This is a genomic window from Mitsuaria sp. TWR114 (assembly GCF_007997345.1).
In genome coordinates, this window is the sequence record NZ_VOSR01000578.1 from 1 (window position 1) to 3,753 (window position 3,753).

Annotated in this window: 3 protein-coding genes and 1 pseudogene; all 4 read right to left on the minus strand. The window is 70.0% G+C overall.

The window, feature by feature from the left end; translation table 11 throughout:
• Positions 1-822: pseudogene (locus FUT87_RS19875) on the minus strand (Atrophin-1 multi-domain protein); the annotation flags it as partial.
• Between the two features lie 19 nt (positions 823-841).
• Entirely contained in the window at positions 842-1,837 is a 996-nt protein-coding gene (locus FUT87_RS19880) for an acyltransferase (RefSeq protein WP_147242142.1), read from the minus strand.
• A complete protein-coding gene (locus FUT87_RS19885) occupies positions 1,834-3,339 on the minus strand; it encodes an O-antigen ligase (protein WP_147242143.1) in 1,506 nt (501 codons plus the stop codon). The genes FUT87_RS19880 and FUT87_RS19885 overlap by 4 nt, the downstream gene beginning before the upstream one ends.
• Positions 3,336-3,753: exosortase C-terminal domain/associated protein EpsI (locus tag FUT87_RS19890; RefSeq protein WP_147242144.1), on the minus strand; the 418-nt coding region annotated here is incomplete at its 5' end. The genes FUT87_RS19885 and FUT87_RS19890, both read right to left, overlap by 4 nt.

Sequence of the window (3,753 nt, forward strand, 5' to 3'; positions counted from 1 at the left end):
GATGGGGCTGACGTCGAAGTCCGGCGGCAGCATCAGCAGCGCGCCCTGCGGGATCTGGCCGGTGTTGGACCTGGCGCCGGTGTCGGCCGAGGTGGCCGGGAAGATGTAGGCGGGATCGGCCGACAGCCCGGTGTGCGTCAGCGACATCGCCAGCGCGTGCCGGAAGAGTTCGTCGCCGTCGTCGATCTCCTTCGCGCGCACCAGGCCGCCCATCGTCGGCACCGCCGCGGCGCGGGCGCCCTGGAAGTAGTGACCGGGCTCGCCCCAGCCGCGACCGTCCAGGCGGGTCCACGCGTACTGGTCGGCGCGCCACTGGCCGTCGATGAATCGCAGCACGTTGAAGGAATGGATCACGCGGTCCACCGGGTCGACGATGTCGCCATGGCCATCGGCCGCGCTCGCGGGCACGACGCCGGCGGGCCAGCGCGGGATGGTGATCTGCTCGCGCATCGCCTCGGCGTCCGGATCCCAGATGCCTTTGCGACCCGGCAGCGGCAGCACGGTGACCGGCGGATCGTCGGACGCGGCCACGAACACGCCGGTCGACCACTTGCCGTCTTCCATCGTGGGGAAGTTCTTCGCCTTCGGGATCTCGAAGCTGCCCAGCGTCACGCCGATCGGGCGCGCGTTCCAGGGCGAGTCCGCCGCGAAGGGCCGGTCGGCGGTGCCGAAGCGCAGGTGACGCACCGCGCGAGCCTGGGGATCGGCGGCATCGGCCTTGTCGGTGGCCTGCGGCGTCGCCCACGCGCCCGCGCCCATCGCCGCCGCCAGTCCGGCGAACACGCCCGACAGCAGCCAGCGGGCGGAACGGATTGTGAGCATCGACGTCATCCGTCCACCCTTAAACACTACGAACCGCGTCATTGGACATCCTCAGCCGGTGGCCCATCGCAATAAAGTGTCGCTCGAAGTAAAACGTCGACAGGTGCGCGAGCAGGAAGACCGCCGCCAGCAGCAGCGGTCGCTTGAGGTACTTTTCGGTGACATCGCCGCTGCCCAGCCAGGTGTGCTCCAGCGGCACGTGCAGCACGTACACCGCGAAGGACACCGTCGCGAGGTAGGTCCAGAACGGGCGGGACAGGAAGGCCGCCGCCGCCGATCGCGGCTGGCACAGCAAGGCGCCGGTCAGGCACAGCACGGCATAGGGCCGCAGGAAGGACGCGACGTTGCCGTCGACGTTGTAGCAGGCCAGGCACAGCAGCGCCGCCGCGCCCCACAGCACGACGGGACGTTCGAAGAATCCGATCGCCTCGCGCCGGCTCGGCGAGTGCAGCAGGATCGCCAGCACGAAGCCCGCCAGGATGTCGTCGATGCGGTACCAGGTGATGCTGCCGCTGTAGCCGCTCATGTACACGCGGTAACCGGTCACCGCCACCAGCAGCGCCGGGACCAGCACCCGCGCCACGCCGGGACGGAACACCAGCAGCGCGGTGGCCAGCGCATAGAACTGCAGTTCCACGCACAGGCTCCAGTAATGGTCCAGCGGCACGCGCATGCCGGCGTCGCTGAGGTTGGCGTAGAACAGCAGGTGCGCGGCCAGCGTCGAGGGCTCGAAGTGCCAGATCGCCGCGACCACCACCGCCACCAGCCAGGCCAGCGGGAGGATGCGCAGCAGGCGCTTGGCGACGAACTCCAGCGGGTGCACGTGCACCAGCACCTGCCTGCCGATGAAGTAGCCGGACAGCACGAAGAACAGCGCCATGCCCAGCATGCCGACCGATTCGTTGAGCCGGGGCCGCAACGCGTTGAGCGGCAGCCAGTGGGCGACCAGCACGGTCGCGATGCTCAGCCCGCGCACGCCGTCCAGGACCGCGGACCGGGTGCCGCCGGCGCTCATGCCGGCCTCACCGACCAGGGACGCGCGCGCCGGCCCAGTGTCCGCGGCGCCCGATGCCCGACATCGGGACGGACGCGGCAGACGATGGCGCAGCCCGCGCCCATCACGAACCAGAAGAACCAGTTGAAGACGAGGTAGCTCAGCATGTTGTCCGACAGCGAGACCACCACGTAGCCGATGAGCAGCGCGATGAACATCGCCGACAGCAAGGCATCGTCGCGGCGGAAGCGCCAGAAGATCTGCGCCGCGCGCAGGTACTTCCAGTAGTAGGTGGCCAGCCCCACGACGCCGACGTCGAACAGCATCTGCACCGCCACGCTGTGCGCGCCGGTGGTCATGCCGCCGCTCAGGCTGAAGAAGGTCGGCGAGTTGAAGAAGAAGCCGCCCGAGCCGTAGCCGAACAGGTAGCGGGCCGGCGCCATCCAGCTGACGGCATCGGCCCAGAGCACGCGGCGCCAGGTGAAGGAGTTCAGCTTGGCGTACTGCACCACCACGTTGCCCTGGCCGATGTCCAGCACGCGGTCGCGGATGTCGGGCACCAGCAGCGCCAGCAGCGGCACCAGCATCAGATAGAGCAGGAAACGGCGCTCGAAGAGCAGCCCGTACAGGAAGAACATCGCGCCGGCGGCCATCCAGGCGCTGCGGGTCTTGGTCGCCGCCAGCAGCGCCAGCAGGACCAGCAGGTAGCCCGCCATGGCCAGCCGCGTGGCGGTGGTGGTGGTGGCGAGCGTGCGGGCGTTCTTCCACAGGTACAGCAGCACGCCCTGCATCAGCACCAGGTAGAAGGCCAGGATGTTGGGATGGGAGAACGGGCCCTTGTAACGGCCCATGGCCGCGGGATCGTTGGTGACGTGCACGTCGCCGCGCGCGATCGCGATCAGCGTGTAGATCGCCACCGGCACCGAGGACCAGATGACCAGCTTCAGGATGCGGTCGAACGAGCTCCAGTCGTCCACGACGTAGAAGGCCACCACGAACATCGCCATCGTGCTCAGCGTGCCGAGGAAGGTCCGCAGCTCGGGCAGCTTGTCCGGCGAATAGAGCAGCCCCACCGCCTGCATCGCGATGAAGGGCAGCCACACCATCCACGCCACGCGCGGGATGCGCCGCGGCTCGCGCATCCAGAAGACCGCCGCCAGCAGGATCACCGCCAGGTTCACCAGGCCGCCCAGCCCACCGAAGCTGGCGAAGCGCGCCTCCTCCAGCACCGGGTTGGCGATCGCGCGCAGCAGCAGGATGGTCAGCAGCAGCGCCTTCGGATTGGCCACGAACATGAAGGCGACGATCAGCGCCACCGGCAGCACGACGAAGAACACCGGCTTCTGCGCCACCATGTCGCCCATCACGACGCAGACCAGCCCCATCACCATGCAGCCCGCGGCCAGCGCCGCCGCCGCGAACAGGGTGCGCCAGCCCGGCCAGCGCGACCGGCGGTCGTTGCCGTAGGGATTCAGGCCCTGCGGCCGCGGGGTGCCCTTGAGCGGGCTGCTCGTCGCGCTCATCGGACCAGCATCCCGCGGGAGGGCGCCGGCACCGCCGCGACCAGCTCGGCCAGGAAACGCGCCATCAGGCGCTGCGAGCCCGGGGCGGCCGAGGCCTGCGCCAGGCGCTGCGACGCGCGCACCAGGATGCCGTCGGGAATGCGCCCGGCCAGCCCCTCGTTGAGGATGTACCAGCGCGCGCCCAGCCCGTCGCCCCCGTAGTTGTCGCCGATGCGGATCCAGTAGCGCACCGCCTCGAAACCACCGCCGCGGGCCTCGGCCAGCAACTCGGTCGTGGGCACCGGCCTGGCGCGGCCCTCGGTGGCGATCGGCGGGCCCGCCTCGACCCGGCGCAGCGCGAAGCCCTGCGCCGGATAACAGACCTCGGGACGGTGCACCTTGACGTCCTGGCGCTGGCGCTCGCCCCAGGCCAGC